This window comes from Vibrio sp. 2134-1 (assembly GCF_033339495.1).
On the sequence record NZ_JAWOUS010000382.1, the window covers coordinates 1 to 726 of the forward strand.

Annotated in this window: 1 pseudogene; it reads right to left on the reverse strand. The window is 47.9% G+C overall.

Annotated elements, in window-relative coordinates:
* Positions 1-726, reverse strand: a pseudogene (locus tag R7R78_RS26130) (glycine dehydrogenase (aminomethyl-transferring)); the annotation flags it as partial.

Genomic DNA, 726 nt, shown 5'->3' on the forward strand with positions numbered 1-726 from the left:
GAAGCAAGAAGGTCCGTTGCTACAGTCACTAGTGTTTTGTTTGCTTGCGCTTTAGCGATGATGTCCGTTAGGTCACGAACTTCACCTGTTGTACTTGGGTATTGAACTAGTGCGCCGAACACGTCTTGCTCTGGTAGTGATTCTAAAGAACCAACCAAGACTTCAAAGCCGATGAATTTCGCACGAGTTTTTACCACTTCGATGGTTTGTGGGTGAACGTCGTCAGCAACGAAGAATACGTTGCTCTTGCTTTTACCCGCACGCTTACAAAGTGTCATCGCTTCTGCTGCTGCCGTTGCTTCATCGAGCAATGACGCGTTCGCGATTTCCATACCAGTAAGATCCATCACCATTTGTTGGTAGTTTAGAAGTGCTTCTAAACGACCTTGTGAGATTTCTGGTTGGTAAGGGGTGTAAGCAGTGTACCAGCCCGGGTTTTCCATCACGTTGCGTAGAATCACGTTCGGCGTGAAGGTGTTGTAGTAACCCTGACCAATGAATGTACGTTTAACTTGGTTCTGATCGGCGAACTTACGCATTGCTGCCAGCATGTCTGCTTCGCTTTTCGCTTCTGCCAACGTCATTGGCTGCTCAAGGCGGATGTTTGCTGGTACGGTTTCGCTGATCAGTGCGTCTAGGCTAACTGCGTTGATCGCTTCCAACATTTTTTGTTGGTCAGAAAGTTTTGGTCCGTTGTGGCGTCCAACGAACTCGTTTTGTGTGCTG